Origin of the sequence: Enterococcus dongliensis (assembly GCF_031927985.1) — a bacterium.
GTDB lineage: Bacteria > Bacillota > Bacilli > Lactobacillales > Enterococcaceae > Enterococcus_A > Enterococcus_A dongliensis.
Genome location: NZ_JARPZC010000005.1, coordinates 15,407 through 41,612, shown reverse-complemented (window position 1 = coordinate 41,612; position 26,206 = coordinate 15,407). Strand labels below are relative to the sequence as shown.

Annotated in this window: 23 protein-coding genes and 2 pseudogenes; 11 read left to right on the top strand and 14 right to left on the bottom strand. The window is 38.4% G+C overall.

Annotated elements, in window-relative coordinates; genetic code table 11:
- Positions 1-514: 514 nt before the first annotated feature.
- The 7 genes and pseudogenes from arsC to arsR form a co-directional block, all read right to left on the bottom strand.
- Entirely contained in the window at positions 515-922 is a 408-nt protein-coding gene (arsC, locus tag P7D84_RS05455) for an arsenate reductase (thioredoxin) (RefSeq protein WP_010750094.1), read from the bottom strand.
- Positions 923-924: 2 nt separating this feature from the next.
- Positions 925-2,007, bottom strand: a complete 1,083-nt coding sequence (gene arsB, locus P7D84_RS05450; protein ID WP_070293508.1) for an arsenite efflux transporter membrane subunit ArsB — start codon at positions 2,005-2,007, stop codon at positions 925-927.
- A gap of 9 nt (positions 2,008-2,016) precedes the next feature.
- Positions 2,017-3,057 (bottom strand): annotated as a pseudogene (gene arsB / locus P7D84_RS05445) (ACR3 family arsenite efflux transporter); the annotation flags it as partial.
- Between the two features lie 55 nt (positions 3,058-3,112).
- On the bottom strand, positions 3,113-3,436 hold the full coding sequence (arsD, locus tag P7D84_RS05440; RefSeq protein ID WP_010750091.1) for an arsenite efflux transporter metallochaperone ArsD: 324 nt from the start codon (positions 3,434-3,436) through the stop codon (positions 3,113-3,115).
- A gap of 73 nt (positions 3,437-3,509) precedes the next feature.
- Positions 3,510-5,237: an arsenite efflux transporter ATPase subunit ArsA gene (gene arsA, locus P7D84_RS05435; RefSeq protein WP_025480573.1), complete on the bottom strand. Its 1,728-nt coding sequence runs from the start codon at positions 5,235-5,237 to the stop codon at positions 3,510-3,512.
- Positions 5,238-5,250: 13 nt separating this feature from the next.
- Entirely contained in the window at positions 5,251-5,616 is a 366-nt protein-coding gene (gene arsD / locus P7D84_RS05430) for an arsenite efflux transporter metallochaperone ArsD (RefSeq protein WP_010750089.1), read from the bottom strand.
- Positions 5,594-5,944 (bottom strand): As(III)-sensing metalloregulatory transcriptional repressor ArsR, encoded by a 351-nt coding sequence (gene arsR / locus P7D84_RS05425; protein WP_010750088.1) that lies wholly within the window; start codon positions 5,942-5,944, stop codon positions 5,594-5,596. The genes arsD (P7D84_RS05430) and arsR overlap by 23 nt, the downstream gene beginning before the upstream one ends.
- Positions 5,945-6,204: 260 nt before the next feature.
- Here arsR and cadC point away from each other — a divergent pair, with 260 nt between their 5' ends.
- Both cadC and cadA read left to right on the top strand, forming a co-directional pair.
- Positions 6,205-6,564 carry a Cd(II)-sensing metalloregulatory transcriptional repressor CadC gene (cadC, locus tag P7D84_RS05420; protein WP_002406511.1) on the top strand — a complete coding sequence of 120 codons (360 nt, stop codon included), beginning with the start codon at positions 6,205-6,207 and terminating at the stop codon, positions 6,562-6,564.
- Positions 6,561-8,678 (top strand): cadmium-translocating P-type ATPase CadA, encoded by a 2,118-nt coding sequence (gene cadA, locus P7D84_RS05415; protein WP_070293505.1) that lies wholly within the window; start codon positions 6,561-6,563, stop codon positions 8,676-8,678. The genes cadC and cadA overlap by 4 nt, the downstream gene beginning before the upstream one ends.
- 220 nt (positions 8,679-8,898) lie before the next feature.
- Here cadA and P7D84_RS05410 read toward each other — a convergent pair whose 3' ends face one another.
- Positions 8,899-9,711, bottom strand: a complete 813-nt coding sequence (locus tag P7D84_RS05410) for a helix-turn-helix domain-containing protein (protein WP_137604951.1) — start codon at positions 9,709-9,711, stop codon at positions 8,899-8,901.
- Positions 9,712-9,872: 161 nt separating this feature from the next.
- Between P7D84_RS05410 and P7D84_RS05405 the strand changes: the two genes are divergently transcribed.
- The 3 genes from P7D84_RS05405 (at position 9,873) to P7D84_RS05395 (ending at position 12,571) form a co-directional block, all read left to right on the top strand.
- Positions 9,873-11,129, top strand: coding sequence for a replication initiation factor domain-containing protein (locus P7D84_RS05405; protein ID WP_174124127.1), 1,257 nt, complete (start codon positions 9,873-9,875; stop codon positions 11,127-11,129).
- An 89-nt stretch (positions 11,130-11,218) separates the two neighbouring features.
- On the top strand, positions 11,219-11,416 hold the full coding sequence (locus tag P7D84_RS05400; protein WP_002372025.1) for a hypothetical protein: 198 nt from the start codon (positions 11,219-11,221) through the stop codon (positions 11,414-11,416).
- Between the two features lie 105 nt (positions 11,417-11,521).
- Positions 11,522-12,571, top strand: coding sequence for a tyrosine-type recombinase/integrase (locus P7D84_RS05395; RefSeq protein ID WP_002406008.1), 1,050 nt, complete (start codon positions 11,522-11,524; stop codon positions 12,569-12,571).
- 56 nt (positions 12,572-12,627) lie between these two features.
- Here the strand turns inward: P7D84_RS05395 and rpsI are convergent, their stop codons facing one another.
- On the bottom strand, positions 12,628-13,020 hold the full coding sequence (gene rpsI / locus P7D84_RS05390) for a 30S ribosomal protein S9 (protein ID WP_010744355.1): 393 nt from the start codon (positions 13,018-13,020) through the stop codon (positions 12,628-12,630).
- Positions 13,021-13,036: 16 nt separating this feature from the next.
- A complete protein-coding gene (gene rplM, locus P7D84_RS05385) occupies positions 13,037-13,465 on the bottom strand; it encodes a 50S ribosomal protein L13 (RefSeq protein ID WP_311800782.1) in 429 nt (142 codons plus the stop codon).
- Positions 13,466-13,815: 350 nt separating this feature from the next.
- Between rplM and P7D84_RS05380 the strand changes: the two genes are divergently transcribed.
- From P7D84_RS05380 to P7D84_RS05365, 4 genes are all read left to right on the top strand, one after another.
- A complete protein-coding gene (locus P7D84_RS05380) occupies positions 13,816-15,024 on the top strand; it encodes an argininosuccinate synthase (protein WP_311805403.1) in 1,209 nt (402 codons plus the stop codon).
- 348 nt (positions 15,025-15,372) lie between these two features.
- Positions 15,373-16,767: an argininosuccinate lyase gene (argH, locus tag P7D84_RS05375; RefSeq protein ID WP_311805402.1), complete on the top strand. Its 1,395-nt coding sequence runs from the start codon at positions 15,373-15,375 to the stop codon at positions 16,765-16,767.
- A gap of 238 nt (positions 16,768-17,005) precedes the next feature.
- On the top strand, positions 17,006-18,535 hold the full coding sequence (locus P7D84_RS05370) for a DUF1538 domain-containing protein (protein ID WP_311805401.1): 1,530 nt from the start codon (positions 17,006-17,008) through the stop codon (positions 18,533-18,535).
- A complete protein-coding gene (locus P7D84_RS05365) occupies positions 18,525-19,235 on the top strand; it encodes a transposase (RefSeq protein WP_311805399.1) in 711 nt (236 codons plus the stop codon). The genes P7D84_RS05370 and P7D84_RS05365 overlap by 11 nt, the downstream gene beginning before the upstream one ends.
- Before the next feature lie 60 nt (positions 19,236-19,295).
- On the opposite strand, the gene P7D84_RS05360 is transcribed toward P7D84_RS05365, so the two are convergent.
- Complete coding sequence (locus P7D84_RS05360) at positions 19,296-19,763, bottom strand: Dps family protein (RefSeq protein ID WP_137604447.1); 468 nt, start codon at positions 19,761-19,763, stop codon at positions 19,296-19,298.
- Positions 19,764-19,876: 113 nt separating this feature from the next.
- Between P7D84_RS05360 and P7D84_RS13825 the strand changes: the two are divergent.
- Together P7D84_RS13825 and P7D84_RS05350 are read left to right on the top strand one after the other, a co-directional pair.
- A pseudogene (locus tag P7D84_RS13825) lies at positions 19,877-20,080 on the top strand (prepilin peptidase); the annotation flags it as partial.
- 123 nt (positions 20,081-20,203) lie between these two features.
- On the top strand, positions 20,204-20,566 hold the full coding sequence (locus P7D84_RS05350; RefSeq protein ID WP_246022714.1) for an A24 family peptidase: 363 nt from the start codon (positions 20,204-20,206) through the stop codon (positions 20,564-20,566).
- Here P7D84_RS05350 and msrA read toward each other — a convergent pair.
- The 3 genes from msrA to rpoC form a co-directional block, all read right to left on the bottom strand.
- Positions 20,560-21,087, bottom strand: coding sequence for a peptide-methionine (S)-S-oxide reductase MsrA (gene msrA / locus P7D84_RS05345; protein ID WP_311805396.1), 528 nt, complete (start codon positions 21,085-21,087; stop codon positions 20,560-20,562). The genes P7D84_RS05350 and msrA overlap by 7 nt on opposite strands.
- Positions 21,088-21,196: 109 nt before the next feature.
- Entirely contained in the window at positions 21,197-22,297 is a 1,101-nt protein-coding gene (locus tag P7D84_RS05340) for an LCP family glycopolymer transferase (RefSeq protein ID WP_311805395.1), read from the bottom strand.
- 206 nt (positions 22,298-22,503) lie between these two features.
- The gene (rpoC, locus tag P7D84_RS05335; protein ID WP_137604451.1) at positions 22,504-26,157 is read right to left on the bottom strand and encodes a DNA-directed RNA polymerase subunit beta'; all 3,654 of its coding nucleotides are present in this window, start codon (positions 26,155-26,157) and stop codon (positions 22,504-22,506) included.
- Positions 26,158-26,206: the final 49 nt, after the last annotated feature.

Below are 26,206 nucleotides of genomic sequence, written 5' to 3'. Positions count from 1 at the left end.
TCTATCAATAGAAATACAATTATATCAACATTACAAACATCTAAAAAACAGTTTGATATGGATAAAATAGGATTAATATTGATATTACTTGAACCAATTTGAACCAAAGATGAATGGTAGTTGAATACAATTTTCTTACTAGTTTATCAATCTTTTTTAGAGTTATTCCTCCCCTCTTATTTATTTGAGACCGTATTGATGGCTGGATAGCTGTCTAATAGGGGTTTCAAGGCCAGAATTAGCTAAGCTACTAGATTCTCGAATAATTGTATAAGCCGGTCACACCTACTTAAATGTGATTGAGAAGGTCAAATATAGGGTCAAAAAATACTCGTCAGTATGTCAGATAGATAAATCCAATTTTACGCCAAAAGCAGATTCTTTTCTCTTAAAATAGTAAGAGCCATCGAAGATTTATGTTTCACTTCGCACGGCTTTTACTTTAATTTTCCAATTTATCAAAAGGACATTTTACGTCTTTTTATCTTTTACCGAGATAGATGACAGTTGCTACTTAATCTAGCAAATTCGCTACACGACTTTTTATATCATCTCTAATTTCTCTGAATTTATTAATGATTTCTTCTTCTGTTCCAGTTGCTTTGGCTGGATCTTCCAAATCCCAATGAGCATGCTCAATCCCTTTTGGAATTACTGGACATTTGTCTTTGGCATCACCACATAGCGTAATAATTAGGTCTGCCTGATTAAAATAATCCATATCGATCAAATCAGATGTTTGCGTAGAGATATCTATCCCTTCCTCAGCCATTACTTGAACAGCTCTAGGATTTAACCCATGTTGTTCAATGCCGGCACTTTTAATTTCAAATTCAGCAGTTGGCAAAATAGCTTTTCCATAACCTTCTGCAATTTGACTACGACAAGAATTGCCTGTACATAAAAAGTAAATTTTTCTCATTGTTATTTCCCTCCGATATCAGACAATTCTGATGGATTTTGAATGAACCAATTTTTTGTGCGATTAGATATTTTAACTAACAGTAACATGACTGGTACTTCGACTAAAACGCCAACTACAGTCGCTAACGTAGCGCCGGATTGTAACCCAAATAATGAAATAGCTACTGCAACGGCTAATTCAAAAAAGTTACTTGCGCCGATCATACCTGCTGGTGATGCAATATCATGCGGTAGCTTCCAAAGCTTAGCCCATCCATAAGCGATTGTAAAAATAAGAAAGGTTTGGATAATTAATGGAATCGCGATAAGTAAAATATGCATAGGGTTAGCTAAAATCTTTTCTCCTTGGAAAGAGAAGATAATAATCAATGTTAATAATAACCCCATAATGGTAACCGAATCAAATTTCTTTAAGAAGACATTTTCAAAATACGCTAAGCCTTTATTTTTTATAATTATCACGCGTGTGAAGAAGCCTAATAATAGCGGTACAACCACAAAGAGCAACGTTGATAGTAAGAGTGTCCCCATTGGAACGGCCACATTGTCAACACCTAGTAAGAACGCTACGATAGGTGCGAATAGAAATAGAATAATCAAATCATTGATAGCTACTTGAACCAAGGTATAACCTGCGTCTCCCTTTGTTAAATAACTCCAGACAAAAACCATAGCGGTACATGGTGCTGCGCCGAGAATGACTGCTCCGGCAACATATTCCTTAGCTAGATCCACGGGAATTAGATTTTTGAAGACAACATAAAAGAAGAAGGCTGAAATGGCATACATAGTAAATGGTTTAATCAACCAATTGGTTACACAGGTGATAATTAGTCCTTTGGGTTTCTTTGCTGCACGAGCAATGCTAGTAAAATCAATTTTCAACATCATCGGATAAATCATTAACCAGATTAATATCGCGGTTGGAATAGAGACTTGATAATACTCAAACTTACTTAATGTGTCTGCCACAGCTGGAATAAACTTCCCAATCAACACACCTACTGCCATACATAAAATAACCCATAAAGTCAGATACTTTTCAAAAATCCCTAATCCTTGTTTTTTATTTTCAGCGCTCATTTTTTCCTCCTAGTGGCTTACGCCTTCTTTCGTAAAATATTTTTGCTTAAATTTCAAAGCAACATTTACTAATGCGATGAGTACGGGCACTTCAACTAGTGGACCGATAACGGCTGCAAAAGCTTCCCCCGAATTAATCCCAAAGACGTCTACTGCCACAGCAATCGCTAATTCAAAGTTATTACTTGCTGCGGTAAAAGAGAGCGAAGCTGCGACTGGATAACTCGTGCCCATTTTATTAGAAATGAAGAATGAAACGAAAAACATAATAATAAAGTATAAAAATAATGGAATGGCAATTCTTACAACATCAAGAGGTAATTCAATGACTTTTTCCCCTTTAACAGAAAACATAATCACGATTGTAAGTAACAAAGCAATTAATGTAATTGGACTAATTTTAGGAATGAATTTTGTTTCAAACCACGTTTTCCCTTTGAATTTAAGTAAAAGAAATCTTGAACTAATCCCAGCAATAAAAGGAATTCCTAGATAAATAAAGACACTTTTGGCAATTTCACCCATAGTTATATTTACCGAATGTGTTTCTAAACCTAACCATGTCGGCAAAACAGTCACAAATATATAGGCAAATAGCGAATAGAAAACAATTTGGAAGATCGAGTTAAAGGCAACTAAGCCTGCCGTGTACTCACTATCGCCTTGAGCAAGTTCACTCCAGACAATGACCATCGCAATACATCGAGCAATACCAATCATGATCAGTCCAACCATGTAGTCTGGATAGTCATGAAGAAAAACTACCGCCAGTACGAACATAACAATGGGACCGACGATCCAATTTTGCACTAAGGAAAGCAACAAAACTTTCCAATTCTTGAATACACGCCACATTTCTTCATATTTCACTTTGGTTAAAGGGGGATACATCATCAATATTAGACCGATTGCAATAGGGATAGAGGTTGTACCGACTTCTAAATGGTTAATCATCTTGGGTACGCCGGGTAAGAAATAACCTAGGCCAATCCCTACAGCCATTGCGATAAAAATCCATAAGGTTAGATATCTATCTAATAATGATAATTTATGATAATTTTTTTGTTACTTGATTCACTTATTTCATCTCCAAAGTTTCTAGAATTTATTTTATATCTTCTAACTTCAATCCTGTCAATTCACGTATTTGTTCGATAGTTGGATATTTCCCTTCCAGATAAACTTGTCCATCTACGAGAGTCAGCGGCAATCCTTCTACTCCAGATTCTTTCAATTTTTGATTGACTACTTCACTTCTGACAAAGGCTTGTGGATTCTGTGACAAATTTCTTCTATAGATTCGATTTTCCTCAGACGCATTGACTTCTTTTGTGATTGCCGTAATTGTCAATAACTCCTGATCCACAGAGGGACCACACACGCCGGTAGGACAACACATTGCCGGTTCATAAATTTCAATTTTTCTCATAATTATCATAACCTCCATTTAGATAGATAAGTCCCTTTAAGAAAGAAACTCATCTATCGTAAAAGTAAAACGTTTAGTGGACGAATTCTGCTTCAAAATCAGACACCCATTCAGCCACTGCAAAATGCCCGTTGGATACTTCAGCCACTTTCTCTATCCATTCAATCTCATTGGCTGCCCGAGCTTTTAAAATTACGTTCGATGTGTCTGTCGCATACATACTCTGATTGACTAGCCACCATGTATGAGCAATTTTTGCTCTATCCAAATCCGCATCAAGCCGTAATGATTCATAAACAGGCGTCGTTTCAGGTAAGGTGACCATTAATACTTCAGTTTCAGCCTTATTTTGTAAACGCGGCAACAGTTTTTTGATAGATGCTGGAACTTCACCAGCACTGCGTTCGACCTCTTTTGCATAGCTTTGGGTAGAATCTAATAATAACAATGTATGACCGGTTGGTGCGGTGTCTATCACAACAATCTCATTTTCAGCCTTATCGACAATCTCAGCAAAGGCTCTGAATATGGCAATCTCTTGGGTACAAGGGGAACGCAAATCTTCCTCCACATACGCAACATCATCCGCACTCATCGTTTCTCTTGCTTTGGCTAAAACTTCTTCTTGGTAAGCTTGCAATTCCTTTTCTTCATCAATATGGCTCACAAAAATTTCTTTAGTCTCTGCTAAATAAAGGCTTAAGTGATCGGCCGGATCTGTTGTCGCTAAATGAACTTTCTTGCCAGCTTTTGACAAAGCTTTCGCTATTTGAATCGCAATAGTGGTCTTCCCTACGCCACCTTTACCCATTGTAAAAATAATTTTTTTATCTGTTGCGATAAAATCAGCGACAATCTCACTGAGTGTAGGCAATTCAATCGCTGGATTTGTTTGTTCTGAAATCGGTGGTTGATTCTTATCAAGTAAAGTCCGTAGATTCTGGATACCTGTTACGTTGTACGCTCGTAACGGAACATAGAATTGCTCAAATTTCTTTAATCCTGCGGGCATCTCACTTAAATCTTTTTGTTGTTGGTCGTAAATCGTTTGTGAAATAGGATCATCCGCTGTTTCAAGTAATCCATTAACAATTAATTTTTGGCTAAGAATACCTAGTTGACTTAATTCATCAGACGCTCGAGTCGCCTCGATTATTGCCGCTTTTTGAGGGCGAGTCACTAACATTAGTGTAGTCAATTCTTCTTGGCTTAACGTTTTAACTGCTTCAGCGTACATCTCTTTTTTATCGCCTAAACCAGATAACTGTCCTAGACAAGAAACACCTGTCGTATTTTCATCTAAGTAATTACTCCACGCAGAAGGCAGCTGCAGCATCCTTAATGTATGACCGGTCGGAGCCGTGTCAAAAATGATGTGATCGTAGGCTTCTTCAACAGATTTATCTGTCAAAAAATTTGCAAATTCATTAAAAGCCGCAATCTCCACGGTACATGAACCAGACAGCTGCTCTTCCATGTTTTCTAATGCGCTATCGGGTAGAATCCCTCTGTAAGGACCAACAACACTTTCCTTATATTCAGCTGCGGCCGTCACTGGGTCAAAATTAGCTACTCTCAAATTAGGAATGCTGTCGATCGTTTTTGGTTTATTGGTCAATTCTGTCTGAAATACATCTTGCAGATTCGAAGCAGGATCCGTACTAACCAACATCACCTTCGCGCCATTATCTGCTAAACTTGTCGCTGTCGCACAAGCAACCGTTGTCTTACCCACGCCACCTTTACCAGTAAAAAATAAATATTTTGTCGGATTCAGTTGATTTAATTCATATCGTTGCATATTTACATCTCCCTTAGCAGCAGCCAGATCCGCCACAACAACCGCCTGTCTGTTCAGAATTTTGGTTAACAAATACCAACCCAGTGTAGTTAGAAAGTTCATCTATTGTTGGATACGCACCCATTTTAACAATGGCACCATCTATCACTGTAACTGGCAAGATTTCATTGCCTTTTTCTTGCATCACCTTCAACACAGTCTCATTATTGACAAACGCATCTGGGTCGCTGGTCAAATTGTGACGAGTCGCTTCAATTTGAAAGACTCCCTGTAGCGCTTCAAAAACTGAGGTAATCATGAGCAATGTTTCATCCACTGAGGGACCACAAACACCGGTTGAGCAACACATTGCTGGTTCAAATAGTTCTAATTTTTTCATGTACTTCTTCTCCTTTTTCTACACATTCTTTATTCTGACAGATACACGTTTGCTCGTCATTAGACAGCAGTTGCATCATTGAACCCAAAAATTCTCTGACAAACTCTTCTTGTAACGTATAATGATGCCATTTCCCTTTTTTACTGACTGAAATAATTCCAGCTTGTTCTAGCACCTTCATATGATGAGATAGTGTTGGCTGAGTAAAGTCAAAATGATCCAGTAGATCACATGCACAAAGACTGCCACAAGAAAGAAGATCCACAATCTTCATCCGTTTTGGATCAGCCATAGCCTTTAATAATAATGATGTTTTTTCATAGTTCATAGCTTTTCTCCTTCATATTGATAACTATCTATGTATAAAATATAGATAATCATCTATGTTTTGTCAAATGTTTCTGTCTTTCAGCTCAAATTACTTAGTTACTCTTTTGGGCTCGATTAAACCAAGTTTGAAAATCACTACTCTATAGATTCATCATTCAATCTTTACTGTTCCCTGTATATTCAAATGATAACTTGAATATAATAATAATCTATGATACACTTCATTCAAATATCAATTAGAATAAAGGGGGGAGCTGTATGAAAAACGAAATTTGTGAAATCTCATGTGTTCATGAAGATAAAGTTTTACTAGGAAAAGAAAAGTTACAAACTGAAGATATTTCGAGCTTGAAAAGTGTCTTCAAAATTTTAGCTGATGAGAATCGCTTAAAAATTATCTACGCCCTAAGTTATGAGGATGAATTATGTGTATGTGATATCGCAGCAACTATTGAAGCAAGCGTGGCAACAACCTCACACCATTTATTATCATTGAAAAAGAATGGAATTGTGGTGAGTCGGAAAGTAGGGAAATTGGTTTATTACTCTATCAAGAATGATAAATTTGTCCAACTACTAAATTCCAAACTATATTTAGAAGATGAGGTGCTAGTATGAGTGAAAAAAAACAAGTCTATCGGGTTGAAGGATTGAGCTGTACGAATTGTGCGGCAAAATTCGAAAAAAATGTTTCTCAAATACCAAAAGTTACCGATGCAAAAGTAAATTTTGGTGCCGGAAAAATCTCTATCGAAGGCGAAGCGACTATTGCAGAAATTGAAGCTGCAGGAGCTTTTGAGAATCTGAAAGTTCAGTCCGAACATGATACAGAACCTCGCATTGAAACAAAAGAGCCTTTTGTGAAAAGAAACTGGAACCTATTGGTTTCACTGTTTTTAATTATTTTGGCATTAGTATCTCAAGTAGTTAACGGTGAAGATGCGCTATTAACAGAAGGATTATTTATACTAGCGATTATTATCGGCGGATTTAGTTTGTTTAAAGAAGGATTTTCAGACCTATTTAAATTGGATTTCTCAATGGAATCTCTTATGACAATTGCAATCATTGGTGCTGCAATTATTGGTGAATGGACTGAGGGCTCAATCGTTGTTATCTTATTTGCAATTAGCGAGGCTTTAGAACGATTTTCAATGGATAAAGCAAGACAATCAATACGTTCCCTAATGGATATTGCTCCGAAAGAAGCATTAATTAGAAGAAATAATGTTGAACAAATGATTAATGTTTCAAAAATCGAAGTAGGCGATATTATGATCATTAAGCCTGGACAAAAAATTGCTATGGATGGTCAAGTCATTAAAGGCCATTCCTCAGTGAATCAGGCTGCGATTACCGGTGAATCTGTCCCTATTGAAAAAAATATTAATGATGATATCTTTGCAGGAACGATTAATGAAGAAGGTGCACTTGAAGTCAAAGTAACAAAACATGTAAATGATACGACTATTGCAAAAATTATTCACTTGGTTGAAGAAGCACAGGGTGAACGAGCACCTGCTCAAGCATTTGTCGATAAATTTGCGAAATATTATACACCCACCATTATGGTGATTGCCGCATTAATCGTCATTGTTCCCCCATTATTTTTTAACGGAGATTGGAATACTTGGTTGTATCAAGGGCTCTCTTTATTAGTTGTTGGCTGTCCTTGTTCTTTAGTAATCTCAACACCTGTGTCTATCGTTTCAGCAATTGGAAACTCTGCTAAAAATGGTGTTTTGGTAAAAGGCGGTATTTATCTTGAAGAAATTGGTGGCCTCAAGGCCATTGCCTTTGACAAAACAGGAACATTAACTAAAGGAACACCAACGGTAACAGATTTCACTACAGTTGATTCAAAAGACGAAGAGAAATATTTCTCAATTATTACAGCATTAGAATCATATTCTCAACACCCTCTCGCGTCAGCAATCTTAAAAGAAGCTGATAATAGAGCGATTTCTTATAAATCAGTAGTTGTTGACGAGTTTACTTCAATTACTGGAAAAGGAATACAAGGAAACATTGAGGGAATTACCTATCTTGTAGGGAGTCCAAAGCTTTTTGAATCTATTTTAACAGATAACTCGAAGATTATTGAAACTTACCAAAGACTTCAGCAACAAAGAAAAACAGCGATGCTCTTAGGGACGGATAAACAAATTTTGGCAGTCATTGCGGTAGCTGATGAATTAAGAGAATCAAGTAAAGCAGTCATTGAAAAATTACATGATTTAGGAATCGAGCATACGATAATGCTGACTGGTGATAATGCTACAACTGCTCAGTCAATTGGAAAACAAACAGGTGTAACTGAAATAAAAGGCGATTTGATGCCTCAAGATAAATTAGATTATATTAAATCACTCAAGGAAACCTATGGAAAAGTTGCCATGGTTGGTGATGGTATTAATGACGCGCCAGCATTAGCTGCCTCAACAGTCGGTATCGCAATGGGTGGTGCTGGAACAGATACAGCTTTAGAAACAGCTGATGTTGCTTTAATGGGTGATGACTTACAGAAACTTCCCTTTATTGTTAAATTAAGTCGCCAAACATTGAGAATCATTAAGCAAAATATTACCTTCTCATTGGGAATCAAACTATTAGCATTATTACTTGTAGTTCCCGGCTGGTTAACATTGTGGATTGCTATCTTAGCTGATATGGGGGCAACTATATTAGTTACCTTGAACGGCTTACGACTGATGAAAGTTAAATCTAAATAGACAAGTAGTAGCATAAAAAGAGGAAAGACTAGCGACGGCAGCGCCGTATAAGCTAGTCTTTCCTCTTTTTAATGCTGTTGCAGGACGGCGTAGCCGGACGGCATGGGCAAGCCCCTCTTTCTAACAGGGGGCTAACAAAGAACAGGAAACTGTGACAACTACCCATTTGGGAGTGTCCTAGCAGTGTTTTCTTTGTCACATGCTTATCAATCTTGTCACCTTATTTTGATTGCGGATACGCTGCATTTAACAGGCGTTCTTTCTCGATTTCCATTGCGAATGGAAGATAGAGGTATTGTTCTTCTAATAGGTATAGATTATCTTCTGTGTATTGATAGGAGGCTGTTTCTTTTGAATAGACTAATGGGGCGATTCGAACATCGCCGGTCAATTGATTGATCGAGTATAGAAGGATGGCTTTTTCAACAAGTTTCTTGGGCAAATGTTTCCCAAAATAGGAATAGGATTCTTGATTTGCTAAATAGACGAGTAAGCGATCCATACTAAAGTTGGAGAAGGTAAAGGGCATTATGTGCAGAATATGATTTTGATTATCATGGTGTAAATAGAGTTGCGCTTCTTTACCAAAATTAGTTGAACCAAGGTAAAGTTGCTTTTTCTCATCGATACATTGGAAAGTAAACTGGTCTTGTTCGGTTGGTGGAATGAGGTTTGTAATAAAAAATTCAATCATCCGATCCATTTCTTTTTCACTAACAAGACCGGCTTGTTTCATTTCGTCTACTATCAGTCCTTCAATCTTAGGATCAAGCTTACCAGCCTTTTTTTGAAGCATTTCTAAAATGTATTGATTTTCTTGATCACCATACAAAAGATATTCGTTTGTGACATGACCCACCTCTGCAATTTGGTGAAGGGTTTCGGTTTTTGGAAGGTTAATTCCACGTTCCCAGTTATTGACTGTACTTCGTGGTAAATCACCAATTAGTTTGCCAAATTTCTCCATACTCAACTTTAACTCTTGGCGAATCTGCCGAATTCGATTGCCCACTGCTTGCTTGTCTATCTCCATGAAAAATCCTCCTCATGATAAGTTCTTAAATTCAGTATACGCTTGTACTTAAAAAAAGTCAAAATGTATTGACTTAAAATAAATACAGGCGTACAATCGATTTGTACTTAAAATAAGTCTGATGGTTCTTTGACAATTTAATAGCAGAAGGAGGTTTTTCTATGAACCAAGTCAATCAAAATGATCTCGGGGAAGCCATTCGAGTTTCTCGAGAAGAAAGGGGGTGGACCCAGCGATATTTAGCAGAAAAAGTGGGGATTTCGAGGTCGTTACTATCAAAGGTAGAAAAAGGAACGAGACGATTAAGTGCAGAAAAACTGAATCTTGTATTGGATAGTTTGCAAGAAGAGATTGTTCCAGTTAATCGTGTTTTGATTGATTATCTAACCATTCACTTTTTCTCGAATCAACATTTAAAGTTGATTGAAGAGATTATTGGCATGCCTATTGAACGCTTTGAGGAACTGGATTATGCGCCAAAGGGCTATATTGGGCAATATGTTTGGAATCAAGTAATCACGATTCGGTATTCCATTGATGATACGGTAAAAGGAACCGTAATGGAGTTTTCAGGTCAAGGCTGTAAACATCTTGCCATGCGTTTGAAGACCGCAAAATCAAACTGGCAAGAGTTCTTCCGTAAGGTATTAGATTATCAGGGAAACTTTACACGGATTGATTTTACTTTAGATGATTTTGTGGGGAGTCTCAGCATTCCAGAACTGAAGCGTAAGGTAACACTAGGCCATGTGTGGACCACTTTTCAAGTGAGTGAATCTCATGGCGGTACGGATATCATAAACAATGAATCAAATGGTGAGACCTTGTATTTAGGCTCAAAGAAGAGTCAGTGTCGCTTTTGCTTTTATCAGAAGGATTATGAACAACGAAAGCGACGAGGAATTTCTTTAGAAGAAGCAGAAGTAAAAAATCGCTTTGAACTACGGTATCGAAAAGAGAAAGCGCAAAGCTTGGCAAAGATTATTTCAAAAACCCATGATTTAACCAAACTATTCTTTGAGTTACTTAATGGGGCAATTTGTTTTTATGACCGTGCTCCAAATGATCCAGGTGCAAAAGTCGATGCCAAATGGGCAGCCTTTATTGGCAATCATGGCGCAATCACCATTTCTTTAGAAACAATTCCTCAAAGCTTTGAGAAAAGTATGAATTGGTTAATTCACAGCGTTTCTCCCACCCTCGCATTTATTCAAGAGGTAGATAATCATTTTGATTCAAATTTGATTAACGAGATTATTAGCTGTGGGGAACTTAGTTCAAGGCAGCAAAAAATATTAGAAAATTTGATTGCTGAGCCTGATTATTATCAGGAAGAAGTAGAATTTTATATCCAGTGTCTTCAAAATATGAAGGCAGAAAAAATACACAAAAAAAGCAAAGCACAGCTTACACATTAAAATGTATAAACGTACTCCGCCCTAGACAAGTTGAGTATAGCACATTTCCTTGTGTCAGCCAAAAAACATTTTTGGAAAGGAAATAAACTATGAAAAATACAATAACTACTTATGAATTGCCCTATCTACTTACTAGAGAACAAGCTTCTCATTTTTTAGGGATCGATCCAAAATCTTTTGATAAATTCGTTCGCGCAAACGATGAGTTAGAGCGTTTTATGATAGGAAGACAAGAACGATACACTGTCACTTCCCTCATTAATTTTATTAAGACGCACTCTATCTAGCTAAAATATCGTAGGATGGTTGATTAGATGCTTTTCGCCATGTAGAATGACGGTGTATTCAACTAGCATTTATCAACCATCTTTCAGTGAAAGGATTTGTTATAAATGCCTAGTATAATTAAACGTGGTAACTCATATAGAGCTCAGATCTCACTTTACAATCATGGTCAACATAAGAAATTGACAAAATCATTTAGCTCTAAAAAGGAAGCAACTCGTTGGGCTTTGGAAAATGAATTGGAGAAAGGAAATGGAAAACAATTAGCAGAGCGTACAACAACATTTGCTGACTTCTTTGAAAACTGGATTCATATCATAAAGAAAAACGATGTAAAAGAAACGACTTTTCAAAATTATCAAAGGACTTCTCAAGTGGTGAAGAAATTATTTGGCGATATACAGTTAAAGGATTTGAACGATATTGTAGTACAACGAAAAATAGATAAGTATGCAGAAACTCATTCTCGTAAAACCACTCATGAAGTACTATTGAAAATCAAAACGGCATTACGTGATGCTTATGCTCGTGGCTATCTTGCTACCGATTTTGCAAATTTAGTCAAAACACGAGGGAAAGTTTTAGATAAGAGAAACCGTGCACTTTCTATTACCGAATTAAAGAAACTGCGTACTTATGTCATTAATCATCGAGAAAATGAGTTTAACATTCTTGTACTCCTTGCCTTAGAAACTGGTATGAGACGCGGAGAGCTTTTAGGTATACGTCCCGAAGACCTCTTTGAATATGGTATCCATGTCAGACGTTCCCTTAGTCCAACTTCTGAAGATACCTCGTTAAAAACAAAAAATTCAAGACGAGATATTTCCATTAACCAAGAAGTCTACGATATTCTAAAATCTGTCCCGATTAAAGATAATGGATATTTTTTTGATCCTGACGGCTTTCAACAATCTGCTAAGCTCGCCAGATTACTGAAAAAACTAGATATTCCAAAAACTACCTTCCACGGCCTAAGAGATACTCATGCTTCTTTTCTATTTTCACAAGATATTGATATTGCCTATGTATCAAAACGCTTAGGTCATATCAATATTCAAACAACGCAGAACTATTATCTTGAATTGATGCCAGAAAAAAAGCACCAGCAAGATGCTGATGCTTTAAACCTCTTAAATTCTTTGTCAAATTTATAATTTGAACCAACTTGAACCAAAAAATTCTTGTAAACGTTGATACAATAAGGAATTGATTAACGTTTTGAGAATTGTGATGCTTTACGGGCTTTTTTAAGACCTGGTTTTTTACGTTCAACCATACGTGAATCACGTGTAAGTAATCCAGCGCGTTTTAGTGGTGCACGGAAATCAGGATCTACTTCTAATAAAGCACGAGAGATACCATGGCGGATAGCGCCGGCTTGACCTGCGTAGCCTCCACCGTTCACGTTTACGAATACATCGTATGAACCTGCTGTTTCAGTAACGCCAAATGGTTGGTTGATTACTAAACGTAGGTCAGCATGTGGGATATATTCTTCAACGTCTTTTTTGTTTACAGTAATTTTACCAGTTCCTGGTACTAAACGTACGCGAGCAACTGCATTTTTACGACGGCCTGTGCCGCTATATTGAACTTGTGCCAATGAATTTCCCTCCTATTTAAATTAAGTTTGTGATGTCTAATACTTCTGGTTGTTGTGCTGCATGTGGATGCTCTGCTCCACCGTATACGTGAAGTTTCATGCCTTGAGCGCGTCCTAAAGTGTTTTTAGGAAGCATCCCTTTAACAGAAGTTTCGACCAAACGGCGAGAATTTTTAGCACGCATTTCGCCTGCTGAGATTGATTTCAATCCACCAGGGAAGTTTGAGTGACGGTAGTAAATCTTATCCGTTGCTTTCTTACCTGTTAATTTAACTTGATCTGCATTGATTACAATTACAAAATCACCAGTATCTACATGTGGTGTGAATGTTGGTTTATTTTTTCCGCGTAGTATAGAAGCAACAACAGTTGAAAGACGTCCTAAAGGAACATCAGTTGCGTCTACTACGTACCATTTACGTTCTACTTCGCCTGGCTTAGCCATATATGTTGTACGCACGTTTTTTTCCTCCAATTTCAATTTCGAATGTTTGACAAACACTTGAGTTTCCGGGGCTCTCATGGGGCAAACAATACCATTTACCATAATACTTGCAAAGCCCCGCTATGTCAATGTTTTTCTCTTTGAAAACACAAAATAGTTTCATCTTCCTCTTCTTTCCCCACTATTCATAATAGTTAATAATATCCTTGATAAAATGAATAAAGAAACGTAATTATAAATTATTTTGCATAAATATTTAAAAAATGCTTGCTTTTTGTATTTTACGATGATACTATAGCCTCAACACATTAATTAGAATTTAATGAAAAAGCAATAAGGGAGCAATCAGGATGAAAGAAAAAGTGATTTTAGCATATTCAGGCGGTTTAGATACTTCAGTCTCTATCAAATGGCTCGTCGATGAAGGTTACGACGTAATTGCCTGCTGTTTAGATATCGGTGAAGGCCGCGATACCGAATTTATAAAAAATAAAGCATTACAAGTTGGCGCAAGCGAATCTTATGCGATTGACGCACGTGAAGAATTTTCACAAGATTTCGTTTTAGTAGCCTTGCAAGGAAATACTTACTATGAAAATTCTTATCCATTGGTCTCCGCTTTGTCTCGTCCATTGATCTCGAAGAAATTAGTAGAGCTAGCTCACCAAACAGGAGCAACAACAATAGCTCATGGCTGTACAGGTAAAGGAAATGACCAAGTTCGTTTTGAAGTGTCCATCGCTTCACTCGATCCAAATTTAAAAATCATTGCCCCTGTTCGTGAATGGAAATGGTCACGTGAGGAAGAAATCAATTATGCCGCTGAAAAAGGCGTACCAATCCCTGCTGATTTAGACAATCCTTATTCTATTGATCAAAACTTATGGGGACGTGCTTGCGAATGCGGCGTCTTGGAAGATCCTTGGGCAACACCGCCAGCAGGAGCTTATGCAATTACTGCAGAATTAGAAGAAACACCGGATAAACCAACAGCTGTTGAAATCACTTTTGAAAAAGGTGTACCAACTGCATTAGATGGTGAAAAATTATCTTTAGCAACATTGATCATGAAATTAAATACGCTCGCAGGCGTTCACGGGATTGGCAGAATCGACCATATCGAAAATCGGTTAGTCGGGATTAAATCACGTGAAGTGTATGAATGTCCTGGTGCAGAAGTCTTAATGAAAGCTCATAAAGAATTGGAAGATCTGACTTTCGTTCGCGAAATGGCTCATTTCAAACCGATTATTGAACAACAATTAAGTCAAATGATCTACGATGGTCTTTGGTTCAATCCAACAATGGATGCGTTGATTGCTTTCTTAAAACAATCACAAGAAGTCGTAAACGGTGTGTTGCGTGTGAAATTATTCAAAGGTAACGTAATCGTTGAAGGACGTAAATCTGACAACAGCTTGTACAATGAAAATCTAGCAACTTATACTTCTGCCGATACATTCGATCAAGATGCGGCTGTTGGCTTCATCAAATTATGGGGCCTACCAACGAAAGTAAACGCTGAAGTTCAAGCCGAAAATAATCAACCAAGTATCTAGGATGGTTGAATGAATCTGTTCTTTTTCATAGGATATATTCATTCAGCTGGATATAAGCGCAAGAGAAACCAGATGTGAGGCGGCTTTTACTTGCCGGTAAATAAGGCCGTCCGGTTTCACATCTTGCCATTGCTCTTAGGAGAGTTTCTTTTCCGGTAAGGAAATAAGGAAACCAGCAATGTTTTCATCCTGAGGTATCTGAGAAGATGCCTCCTCCTTAAAAGAAAAAGCTGTGTAGACTCGCTTGAAAGAGTCCGCAAGTATAGTAAAAAAGATGCATTAAGGCAAAAAGACCGTTGCGACGGTCTTTTTTGCTAAAAATTAATTAGATAAAGTGAGGATACAACAATGGCAAAATTATGGGGTGGCCGTTTTGATGGAAAGAATGAAGCTTGGATCGATGCATTTGGTGCTTCGATTCCATTTGATCAACAATTAGCCAAACAAGATATTACCGGCAGTTTAGCTCATGTTAACATGCTTGGAAAAACAGGCATCATCACAAAAGAAGAAGCACAGCAGATCTCAGCTGGTTTAAAAATTTTAGCTAAAAAAGCCGCCAATCATGAATTAGTCTTTACAATTGAAAATGAAGACATTCATTTGAACTTAGAAAAAATGCTTCACGACGAGATTGGTCCAGTGGCTGGTAAACTTCACACTGCTCGTAGTCGAAATGATCAAGTTGCTACAGATATGCATTTATATTTGAAAGAACATATCCACGAAATCATTGAGAAAGTTCAACATTTCCGGACCGTTTTAGTTGATAAGGCCGAAGAACACGTGGAAACGATCATGCCAGGCTACACTCACCTGCAACACGCGCAACCAATTTCTTTCGGGCATCACTTGATGGCATATTACGGTATGCTGACTCGGGATCAAGCACGTTTGGAAGAAAGTATTAAACGGGTAGACATCTCGCCTCTAGGCTGTGCTGCATTGGCCGGAACGACTTTTCCGATTGATCGGCAAATGACCGCAGATGAATTAGGCTTTGCTGATCTTTACATGAATAGTCTCGATGGCGTCAGCGATCGTGATTTTATTCTTGAATTTTTAAGTAATAGTTCGATTTTGATGATGCATTTGTCTCGTTTTTGTGAAGAAATCATCTTATGGTGCAGTCATGAATTTAAATTTGTTGAATTGACGGATACCTTTTCTACAGGCAGTTCCATCATGCCGCAGAAAAAAAATCCCGATATGGCAGAATTGATTCGAGGGAAATCAGGTCGGGTTTTCGGAGATTTGATTGGCTTACTAACCGTGATCAAAGGTCTTCCACTAGCCTATAATAAAGATCTCCAAGAAGATAAAGAAGGCATGTTCGATACAGTCCACACCGTAGCAACAAGTTTAGACATCATGGCTGGTATGATCGCTACTATGAAAGTCAACACACAGACCATGCACGACGCTACCGAAAAAGATTTTTCGAATGCTACCGAGTTGGCAGATTATTTAGCAACTAAAGGTATTCCTTTCCGGCAAGCTCACGAAATTGTCGGAAAATTAGTATTATCTTGTACCCAAAAAGGAATCTATCTACAAGATGTCCCGCTAGAAGAATACCAAGCCATTAACCCAGTAATCGAAGCAGATATCTATGATACATTGGCCTCTAAGACTGCAGTAATTCGTCGACATTCATTAGGCGGCACCGGCTTTGATCAAGTCAAAAAACAAATTCAACTTGCTAAAGAAAAACTACAAGAAAAACGGCTATCCAATGGATAGCCGTTTTTCTTATAAAGAGATATTATCGTTTTTCAAATCATTATTCACTAATGATTTGAATACTTCTCCAGAAAACCTTTACATTATTTTATAAAACATGATACGGTTGAATAGTATTATATTAAAAGAAGTTATATAAAGGTTTTTTCTTAAAAAAATATAATTCATTTAAGTTATTCAGCATTTTTTACATTTCACAGAGATCTACTCTGTATACAATAAAAAAAGGAGTGAAGCTATGAATCAAAAACTAAAAGAAAATATTTCTGAATCGTTGTCGGCAGTTTTGCCGATCACAATTACCGTTCTAGTTATCAGCGTTTTTTTAGTTCCAATGGAGATTGGGACATTTGCTATGTTTTTAGCCGGGGCAGTGATGCTGATTATCGGAATGGGCTTCTTTCAGCTTGGTGCTGAAATATCCATGATTCCACTTGGTGAAGGGATAGGAATCCAGCTTTCCAAAAGTAAAAAAATATTTTTACTGATCCTCAGCGTGTTTATTATTGGAGCGGTGATCACAATCGCTGAACCTGATCTACAAGTATTAGCTGATCAAATGCCGGCAATCCCCAGCAGCTTATTAGTATGGACTGTAGCTGTCGGGGTCGGGAGCTGTTTGACGCTGGCCGTCTTGCGAATCTTGTTTAAAATCAATTTATCTTTAATATTGATGATTCTCTATTTCATTGTAATCCTCCTTTCATTTCTGACCCCAAATGATTTTGTCCCCGTCGCATTTGATTCTGGCGGTGCTACCACCGGTCCTATTACGGTGCCCTTTATTTTGGCTTTAGGTGTTGGGCTAGCTTCCGTACGAAGTGATAAAAATGCTTCTGATGACAGCTTTGGTTTAATTGCCATTTCCAGTGTTGGACCTATTTTGGCGGTTTTGCTGTTGGGGATTTTCTTCCGTCCAACTGATACGCCTTATACCCCCATCGAGTTTCTTGATGTCACCACTACCCAAGATATCATACGTGAATTTATGCTAGAATTGCCTCATTTTGCAATAGAAGTCGCTATTTCTATTTTACCAATCGGTTTGCTTTTTTTGCTTTTCCAATTGATTAGTCGGCGGTATCATCATCGACAATACGTTCGGATGATTATCGGATTTCTATATACTTATATCGGTCTCGTCCTTTTTTTGACAGGTGTCAGCATTGGATTTGCTCCTGTAGGCAGTTTGTTAGGCAGCGAGCTGGCCGCAAGTGAATTTAAATGGTTGCTGATTCCAATCGGGATGTTGATCGGCTATTTTATCGTAAAAGCGGAGCCGGCAATTCAAGTATTAAATCATCAAGTCGACAATGTTACCGGCGGTTCGATCGCAGCAACGACTATGAACGCTTGCCTTTCAATCGGTGTTGCAATCAGTGTTGGCTTAGCGATGTTGCGTGCACTCACAGGTATTAGTATCTATTGGATCATCATCCCTGGATATATTATCGCGTTGATTCTTTCTAAATTTGTTCCTAAGATTTTTATCGGGATTGCCTTTGATTCCGGCGGTGTAGCAAGCGGGCCTATGACTAGCACCTTTTTGCTTCCTTTGTGTATCGGAGTTAGTAAATCCCTCGATGGAAATATTATGGCGGATGCGTTTGGTGTAGTAGCTCTTGTTGCATTGACACCTCTGATTGCCGTACAGATTATGGGGATTATTTATAAATGGAAAGCCGCAAAATCTCTGCGGAATATAGATTTAGTAAAAGAGGAACTCAATGGCATTGAGGAATGGGAGGATTCTGAAGATGACGTCTAATAAACCGGCAATTCGAATGTTGCTATTGATCATCAATTATAAAGATATAAAAAAAGCTCATGCTATCTTTGCTTCACAAAAAGCACCCGCTCAATATTTGTGTACCGGTGAAGGAACCGTCACAAATGAGATCATCGATCTTTTAGGACTAGGTGTTTCTGAAAAGGCGATTCTTTTTTGTCCAGTGTTAAAAACACAAATGCCGGCATTATTCGATGCGCTCACCGAGGGGCTCTCGCTTCACAAACCCAATAGAGGATGTGCCTTTACTTTTCCCATCTCTGGAGCAAGTGCGTATATTATGAAAATTCTAACGTCTTCTGAGTTATTCCATGAAGAACAAAAAGAGGAGAAAAAGGAGGAACATCAGATGATTCATGAAACAAAACACAGTTTATTGATCGTCACTATCAATCAAGGATTCAGTGAAGAAGTCATGACTGCAGCAACTACCGCTGGTGCTGCTGGTGGCACAGTCGTCCACGCTCGCCGCTTAGATTCAAAAGAAACAATGAAAAAATGGGGAATAAGTATCCAACCGGAAAAAGAGATGGTATACATTTTAGTAGAACAGGACAAAAAAACAGCCATCATGAAAGCCATCAGTGAACAATGTGGTCTACTAAGTCAGGCTCAAGGAATTTTAATCGCTATTCCTGTTGATAATGTCGTTGGTCTGAATACGGATTCCCCCTTATAACTTCGCGCAAAAAAGCGGCTATCATCAATGATAGCCGCTTTTGATTATAGATTTTATAGCTTATGCATCAATTTCTGGTGCTTTGCCTAAATGTGCTTGAATCATCCAAATACGTTTTTCAGTAGCTGTTTTAAATTCGATGAAAATATCTTGTGTTGGATCGTCGCCTTCTTCACCGCTCACTTCGATCCCTTTTTGATAAAGGTCTGCCAAGTAACGGTAACCGTCAACAAGAGTTGCTAAACGTTCTTCCATCGTACGATCCCAACGACCTACTTCATCTGGAATTTTTGTTTGTTCAGCCATTTCATGCAATGTAGAGTAAGGAGAACCGTCTAACGTGATTAAACGTTCAGAAATTTCATCTAATTGATCATTCACGTCATCCATGAAATCATCCATCATTGGATGCAACGTTAAGAAACCAGGACCACGCATGTACCAATGTGTTTGATGAATAACCATAGACATTTGACTCAAATCTGCTACTAATTGGTTTAAGACTTCTTTTGTTTTTTCAAATTTCATTTCTTTATACCTCCTAAATTTTTTGCTCCATCAAAAGCATAATACAATTACGGCAAAAGTACAAAGAAAACGCTAGAAAATCCTCCCTTTCTCGTATCTTATTACAAAAGGAGATGAGAACGATCAAACAGTTTATTTTCGGCACAATTATGGGGTCTTTTTTAGCCGTCGTTTGTATTCGGGTTCCACAAAAAAAATCTTTGCTCTTCCCTTCTTCTTGCTGTGATTATTGCGGACAACGACTTCATCCGAGCGAAATGATTCCTTTGTTTTCTGCTCTGCGTCAAAAATTTCACTGCTCCCACTGCCAACAGCCTTTTTCTTCACGTAGTTTTTGGTTGGAACTGATTTGCGGTCTCCTATTTTGGCTTTTTTTACGAGATTTCCATTGGCTCCTGTGTTGGCAATTGTTTTGGTTACTAAGTTCATTGGTGTTAGCCGTGATTGATTGGGATCACTTGATCGTCGAAATGAGGATTTTCTTAAGTACCGGGATGATTCTACTAATCAGCGGTTTATTTTTAGTTCCTATTTATTGGTTACATCCGTTAATTGTCGGTAGCGGATTTTTTCTCAGTCAAAAAATTTTCCCAAACAGCTTAGGTTTAGGAGATCTCTGGGTGATTGGTTTGTGGAGCCTCTTTTTAACCGGCTATGAATTGCTGCAACTTTTGTTTATTGCCTCTGTAAGCGGCCTGATCTTTTTCAGCTGCCAATTGCTTCGTAAAAAAAAGCCAGAACGGTTGCCCTTTCTGCCTTTTTTATTTATCGGCTTGTTGATTCTTTTAATAAAAAATCATTGATTATCCCAGTGTTTACGAATAAATCCTTTACGACCAGAACCTTCACTGTAGGCATTGTAATGTGCCGGATTTTTACGGTAAAAATCCTGATGATATTCTTCTGCAGGATAGAAAGTCTGAGCTGGCTCAATCGTTGTAACGATCGGATCTTTGAATCGACCACTAGACTGCAGTTGATTTTTTGACATTTCGGCTACATTTTTTTGTTCAGGAGAAGTATAAAAAATTACTGGACGATAAGAGTCTCCCCGATCAGCAAATTGACCAAAAGCATCTGTCGGATCTGTTTGTTGCCAATAAATATCAACTAACTGCTGATAAGAAATTACTGCTGGATCAAACGTGATCTCAACTGCTTCTGTATGTCCAGTCATCCCGCTGCAAACTTCTTCATAGGTCGGATTTGGTACTTGTCCGCCGGTATAACCCGAAACAACTTGTTTGATACCCGGCATTTGATCAAATGGTTTCACCATACACCAAAAACATCCGCCAGCAAAAATTGCTCTTTCTTCTGTCATAAATCCTTCCCCCTTTTTGATTTCATCATAACCATTTTTAGAAAAAAGAAAACAAATCTGCTCGATTAGCAAAAAATACGACCGATAATCGGTCGCATTTTTTTTGTATTTAATAGTTTTCTTCATCGATTGGATAGATGATTGTTCCATATCCCGTGTAATCATAATGTGTTCCCGCACTAATTTTTTCGACTTCGCTATCATCGAAAAACAATTGATTGTCGTCTTCTTCTGCTAAATTCGGCAACTTTTTCTTCGTAGGCAGTTCAAGCTGTTTTTTCAACCTATTTTGTTCATCCAACAAACTGTTCAGTCCTAATATTTGGAAATAGATAGTGTCGATCATCTCGCCTTGACCTTCTACTTGCGTCTGCTTGATTGTCTCTGCTGCTGGGGTATAATTTTTTACAATCGTTACCATCTCATTCCAACTAAGATCTGTTCGAACGTAATCTTCTACCGCATGTAAGTACCGTTTATATTTAGTGACCGAATTGACAGACAGCATTTTATGAATGATTTTTGATAAAATCTCCCGTTGCCGTGCTTGCCGACCAACATCGCCTTTCGGGTCTTCATGACGCATACGGACATATTCCAACGCATGTTTGCCATCTAAAGTCTGTTTGCCTTTTTTTACGTGCACACCATCCAAGGTAAAATCAATTTTATTATCCACTTCAATTCCACCAACTGCATCGACCAATGTTTTCAAACCTTTCATATTGATCTCAACATAATGATCGATTGGAACATCCATCATGGTTTGTACAGTTTCAATTGCCATCTTAGTACCACCCAATGAATAAGCCGCATTCAATTTATCATAATACGTATCCCCTTTAGCAACATAGGTGTTCTCATCTCCGTGATAACCAACGATTTGCGTATAAATATCACGCCCTAAACTAGTCAATAAAGTCTGCTTTTTTTTAGGATTGATGGTCACTAACATCATGGAATCCGAACGTCCTTGATATGTCCGCCCCTTGTCTCCCGTATCTGTTCCCATTAACAAAATCGAGAAAGGTTCTCCACTCGCTAAATCGACCGAAGCGGTACGTTTTTTCTTATAATTAACTTTTCTTGTCATTTTACTGATTGCCTGATCGACATCGTTATTCACTTTTAATAAATAAATACTCGCTGCTCCGACGAATAGTACAAGTATTCCTACGACGATCAAGATAATTTTCTTTGCTTTGCTCATGTAGCACCTCAAACATTTTATACACAAATATTATTTCTGCCATTTTCTCATAAATTATCTTATGACAATAGTCTTTATACGATGCTCTAAACGAAATTTAATATCTACTCAAAGAGATTGTTATCTTTTTCATCAACTATCTTCTTAAGGATAGCGTAAAAAGAAAAAGACCACAAGATTCAAACGAATCTTGTGGTCTTATCAGGTTAGTTCAATGGATTGTTTAAAGCATCTTCAGCAGCCATTTGCGCTTCAATGTCAGAGATACTGTAGACATTTTCGCTAGCTACAACGACTTCTTTAGGTTCCATATTACGATATGTTGCCATACCAGTACCGGCAGGGATGATCTTACCGATAATAACATTTTCTTTCAATCCAAGTAATGGATCTTTCTTACCGCGGATTGCAGCATCGGTCAAGACACGTGTTGTTTCTTGGAATGATGCGGCTGATAAGAAACTGTTTGTTTCCAATGATGCTTTAGTAATACCAAGCAAGACTGGACGAGATGTCGCAGGCGTACCACCAGCAACCAAGGTATTGTAGTTTTGGTCTTTAAAGTCAGCGATATCAAGCAAGGTACCTGGCAAGATATCCGTGTCGCCTGGGTCCATGACGCGGACTTTACGCAACATTTGACGAACCATTACTTCAATATGTTTATCGCCGATTTCTACCCCTTGCATCCGGTAAACTCGTTGAACTTCACGTAGTAAGTACGTTTCAACTGAGATGACATCACGAACTTGCAGCAAGTGTTTCGGATCGATAGACCCTTCAGTCAAGCGTTCACCACGATGGATCATGTCTCCTTCTACAACTTTCATCCGAGCTGTGTAAGGAACTGTATACGTACGAGTGTCTGTTTCACCTTTGACAGTAACTTCTTTTGAACGTGTCGCAGCATCTTCTGCAATTTCAACGACTTCACCAGTAACTTCAGTAATGACAGCCAAACCTTTAGGGTTACGAGCTTCGAAGATTTCTTGAACACGAGGAAGACCTTGTGTGATATCGTCTCCGGCAACACCCCCGGTATGGAAGGTACGCATGGTCAACTGTGTACCTGGTTCACCGATTGATTGAGCAGCGATTGTACCAACTGCTTCACCAACTTCAACATCATCACCCGTTGCTAAGTTACGACCATAACAATGTTTACATACACCATGTTTGGTATTACATGTAAAGACTGAACGAATCGTTAGTTTTTCAACGCCCGCGTCGATGATTCGTTTTGCATCTGTTTCGCTAATCAATGCGTCACCAGGTAAAATAACTTCACCTGTTTCAGGATGCATAACAGATTTTTGTGTATAACGTCCAACTAGACGTTCTTCTAAGGATTCAATAATCTCATTTCCTTCACGGATTGCAGAAATCTCTAGACCGCGATCAGTTCCACAGTCTTCTTCACGAACAATGACATCTTGAGCAACGTCAACCAAACGACGAGTCAAATAACCTGAGTCAGCAGTCTTCAAGGCAGTATCGGTCATCCCTTTACGAGCCCCGTGAGTTGAGATAAACATTTCCAAGACAGATAATCCTTCACGGAAGTTAGAGATAATCGGCAATTCCATGATTTGTCCATTCGGAGCGGCCATCAATCCACGCATCCCAGCAAGCTGAGTAAAGTTGGAGATGTTACCACGGGCTCCAGAATCAGACATCATGAAGATTGGGTTTTTAGCATCCAATGATTCCATCAGACGTTGTTGGATATCATCTTTAGCGGCATTCCAAACGGCGATAACTCGTTCATAACGTTCATCATCTGTAATCAATCCACGACGGAATTGTTTCGTAATAGTGCCGACTTGTTTGTGGGCATTATCGATGATTTCTTGTTTTTCAGCTAGAGCCATGATATCAGCGATACCAACAGTCATACCAGCATGGGTTGAATGTTTATAACCTAAGTCTTTCATTCGGTCAAGCATCATAGAAGTGTCTGTCACTTTGAAACGTTTGAAGACTTCAGCGATAATATTTCCAAGATTTTTCTTCTTGAATGGCAAGATAATTTCTTGTTTTTTGATCGCTGCAGGAATATCTGCACCTTTTTCGACAAAGTATTTGTCTGGTGTATGTTGTGTCAAGTTGAAATCAGTTGGTTCGTTCAAGTAAGGGAATTCTTGCGGCATGATTTCGTTGAAAATAATTTTCCCAACAGTCGTAATCAACATCCGTTCTTTTTGTTCTTCTGTGAATGGTTTATCACCTAATGTATTAGGATCAACAGCCACACGTGAATGCAAGTGAACATAGCCATTGCGCCATGCTAGGACAGCTTCATTCATATCACGGAAGATCATTCCTTCACCTTCACGGCCTTCTTCTTCCATTGTTAGGTAGTAGTTCCCTAAGACCATATCTTGAGATGGTGTAACAACTGGTTTTCCATCTTTCGGGTTCAAGATGTGGGTTGCAGCTAGCATCAACATCCGAGCTTCTGCTTGAGCTTCTTCTCCTAAAGGTAAATGGACAGCCATTTGGTCTCCATCGAAATCGGCATTGTACGCTTCACAAACTAATGGATGAAGACGAATTGCACGACCTTCAACTAAGATTGGTTCAAATGCTTGAATACCAAGTCTGTGCAGCGTAGGTGCCCGGTTTAGCAAGACTGGATGTTCTTTGATAACTTCTTCTAAAACATCCCAGACAACATCTTCTTGACGTTCGATCTTACGTTTTGCATTTTTGATATTTGAGGCAATCTCACGTTGAACCAATTCTTTCATTACGAAAGGTTTGAACAATTCGATTGCCATTTCTTTTGGCAGACCACATTGATACATTTTCAAGAATGGCCCAACAACGATAACTGAACGTGCAGAATAATCGACCCGTTTACCCAACAAGTTTTGACGGAAACGACCTTGTTTCCCTTTCAACATGTGAGATAAAGATTTCAATGGACGATTCCCTGGTCCAGTGACTGGACGACCGCGACGACCATTATCGATTAATGCGTCAACTGCTTCTTGCAACATCCGTTTTTCATTTTGTACGATGATATTTGGTGCATTCAAATCTAACAAACGTTTCAAACGATTGTTACGGTTGATTACCCGGCGATATAAATCATTTAAGTCAGAAGTCGCAAAACGACCACCTTCTAATTGAACCATCGGACGTAGATCTGGCGGGATGACAGGGATAACATTCATTACCATCCATCCTGGAAGATTACCAGAAGAACGGAATGCTTCCAACACATCTAAACGGCGAATCGCACGTGTCCGTTTTTGACCTTGAGCTGTTTTCAATTCTTCTTTTAATTCTGCAGATTCACCATCTAGATCTACTTTATCTAGTAATTGTTTGATGGCTTCAGCTCCCATTGCCGCATGGAATTCTTGACCGTATTGATCACGTTTTTCACGATATTCACGTTCAGTCAATAATTGTTTCTTCTCTAGGCTTGTATTACCTGGATCGATTACGACATATGATGCAAAGTAGATAATCTCTTCTAACGCACGTGGACTCATGTCTAAGACAAGTCCCATCCGAGAAGGAATTCCTTTGAAGTACCAGATATGCGTTACAGGTGCTGCTAACTCGATGTGACCCATTCGTTCACGACGAACTTTTGAGCGTGTTACTTCTACTCCACAACGGTCACAAACGATACCTTTATAACGGATCCGTTTGTATTTTCCACAGGCACATTCCCAGTCTTTGGTAGGCCCAAAAATTCTTTCATCGAATAATCCTTCGCGTTCAGGTTTCAATGTACGATAGTTAATGGTTTCCGGTTTTTTTACTTCACCGTATGACCAGCTTCTGATTTTTTCAGGAGAAGCCAAACCTATTTGCATACTTTCGAATTTATTTACATCGATCAAAAGGGTTTCCCTCCATTTCATTTTATCGTAAGTCAGCTAGGAGTTAGCT